Source organism: Corynebacterium sp., from assembly GCF_030538285.1.
Taxonomy (GTDB): domain Bacteria; phylum Actinomycetota; class Actinomycetes; order Mycobacteriales; family Mycobacteriaceae; genus Corynebacterium.
The window spans coordinates 1-2,009 of sequence record NZ_JAUNUG010000094.1; the positions used below are offsets into that span (position 1 = coordinate 1).

2 protein-coding genes are annotated in these 2,009 nt (G+C 65.7%); one reads left to right on the forward strand and one right to left on the reverse strand.

Features of this window, described 5'->3' with window-relative positions; translation table 11 throughout:
* Positions 1–112: 112 nt before the first annotated feature.
* Positions 113–970 carry a dienelactone hydrolase family protein gene (locus Q4G50_RS14625; RefSeq protein ID WP_303378387.1) on the reverse strand — a complete coding sequence of 286 codons (858 nt, stop codon included), beginning with the start codon at positions 968–970 and terminating at the stop codon, positions 113–115.
* Between the two features lie 110 nt (positions 971–1,080).
* Here Q4G50_RS14625 and Q4G50_RS14630 point away from each other — a divergent pair.
* A partial coding sequence (locus tag Q4G50_RS14630) for an isomerizing glutamine--fructose-6-phosphate transaminase (protein WP_303378388.1) occupies positions 1,081–2,009 on the forward strand: 929 nt, incomplete at its 3' end.

The window sequence follows — 2,009 nt, forward strand, 5'->3', positions numbered from 1 at the left end:
CCGGCCCGCACCGCCCCCGCCCGCCCCAGACCCAGGATCCCACTCAACACCTCACCAACAGCAAAGACCCGGACCCCCACGCCGGGATCCGGGTCGGTCTCTGCCGCCAGGGCTACAGCTTGGTGCTGGACCCCAGGTCAATGCCGGCCTTGTCTGCGAGGTCAGCATCGGTGAAGGAGGTGACGCCTTTGCCTTCGGCCAGCTGCTCAGAGAAGGCGGAGTACTTGTTCTCCCCGCCGAGCTGGTGGAGGAGGAAGCCGGTGAGCAGGCCGCGGGCGGTTTCCTGCGCGGAGTAGCGGGGGATGCCCATGCCCAATGCCAGTTTGGTGAAGGTGTCCTCGGAGAAGGAGGCCTGGTTGCCGTTCTTGACTTCGCGGTAAACCACGTCGCCGCCCCAGTTGAAGGCGACCTTGGCGGGGTTGCCAGGGTCCAGGAGGTCACCCACGAGGCCGGGATCACCGCCACCGATGACCAGACCGGGTGCGGATACGGCACGCGCGGCTTCGACGGCGGGCGGGGCGGTGTAGGCGGGGTAGAGGGCGCCGACGGCTTTGACGCGCGGGTTGTTGGCTGCGCAGAGGATGGCGGCTCCGGCGCCCATGCCGTGGCCGGCGACGCCGAGTTTGCCGGGGGAGACGGTGACCTTGCCCTGGCCGAGCTTGACACCGGCGGCGATCTGCAGGGCGGATTCGAGGTCGGCGGAGAAGCCGCGGTGGTCGGGGGCGAGGCCGGTTTCTGTGTCGGGTGCGGTGACGACGATGCCCCAGCTGGCGAGGTGGCGCAGGGTGGCGTGGTAGCTCTTGGCGGATTTCATCCAGTCGTGGCCGAAGGCGATGGCGGGGACGCCGTTGCCTTCGGCGGGGGCGTAGACCTTGCCGGGGATGCCCGCGTAGTCGAGGTCGCCGACGAGCACGCGGTGCGGGCCGCGCTTGGACAACTGGGGCAAATGCTTCTTCAGGTTCGCAGACACGATCCCAGGATAACGAATCTCTCGCGTTAGGAACGTCACACCCGAGGAATTCCGGGTGTCGGCGCCTCATACCTGTTGTGGAACAGGCGGTGTCGTCTACGATTTCCCCCATGTGTGGAATCGTTGGATACGTCGGTGAACGACAGGGACTGAACCTCGCGCTGGAAGCGCTGCGACGCATGGAGTACCGCGGGTACGACTCGTCGGGTATCGCCGTCAACAACGGCGAGATCCAGGTGGCGAAGAAGGCGGGTAAGTTGGCCAACCTCGAGGCGATTCTGCCGGATATGCCGGGTACGACCGCCATCGGTCACACCCGCTGGGCCACCCACGGTCGCCCCACCGATGAGAATGCGCATCCGCACGTTTCCTTCGATGGGCGCGCCGCCATCGTGCACAACGGCATCATCGAGAACTTCTCTCCGCTGCGTCAGGAGCTTATCGACGCCGGCGTCACCCTCAACTCCGACACCGACTCGGAGGTCGCCGCTCATCTGCTGGCCCGCGCCTACAACGAGGGGGAGACCGCCGGTGACTTCCGCGCCTCCGCGCTGGCGGTGCTGAATCGCCTGGAGGGTGCGTTCACGCTGTTGTTCACGCACGCTGATCATCCGGACCAGATCATCGCTGCCCGCCGCTCCACCCCACTCATCGTGGGCGTCGGCGAGGGGGAGATGTTCTTGGGCTCCGATGTCGCGGCCTTCATCGAGTACACGAAGAATGCGGTGGAGCTGGACCAGGATAACGTGGTCATTATCACCCGTGACGGCTACAAGGTGCTCAACTTCGATGGCACCGAAGCCCAGGGCCGTCCCTTCACCATCGACTGGGACCTCGCCGCTGCCGAGAAGGGTGGTTTCGACTCCTTCATGATGAAGGAGATCCACGAGCAACCTGCCGCCGTCCGCGACACCCTCGGCGGGCACTTCCATGACGGGCGCGTCTTCCTCGATGAGTCGAACATCTCTGAGACGGACCTGAAGTCCATTAACCAGGTCTTCGTCGTGGCCTGCGGTTCCGCCTACCACTCCGGTCTGCT